Raw genomic sequence first — 547 nt, 5'->3', positions numbered from 1 at the left:
AAAAATCATTCACAGGAACAGGAACAGGCGTGACTGTTAAACGTGTAGATAAGAACGGTACCCCAGTAACAGCTAAGTACACACCAACTGTTACACCAGTAACACCAACTGCAACTCCAGCTGAATCAGTTGCACCTCAAGGTGTGGTTCAAACTGGTACTGTTACATTCACAGAAGGTGATCCAGTTGCACCAATCAACAAGGATACCATTACTCTTCTTGACGAAAATGGTCAACCAGCTGTATCAGTAGTTGCTAAATCACCAGAAGGTAAAGAAATCGGTACTTTCACAGTTGATAAGGAAACAGGTGTTGTAACATTTACACCAACAGACAAGACATACTCAGGTGATGTTGTTCCAGTTAAAGTTCAAGCTAAAGATGCTAACGGTACTGCTGTAGAAACAACTTACACACCTAAGATTACTCCAGTAGTTCCAACAGGTGAAGATGTTACATCAACAGATATCCAAGGTAAGACACAAACAGGTAAACCTAAGTTTACAGAAGGTAATCCAAGTGTACCAATGGATGACGATGTTCCAGC

Annotated in this window: 1 pseudogene; it reads left to right on the top strand. The window is 41.1% G+C overall.

The window, feature by feature from the left end:
- Positions 1 to 547: pseudogene (locus M1F91_RS09100) on the top strand (fibronectin-binding protein); the annotation flags it as partial.

This window comes from Streptococcus sp. oral taxon 431, from assembly GCF_023110115.1.
Classification (GTDB): Bacteria; Bacillota; Bacilli; order Lactobacillales; family Streptococcaceae; genus Streptococcus.
The sequence above is the reverse complement of the archived record's forward strand: the minus strand, read 5'-3'. Positions and strand labels throughout refer to the sequence as shown.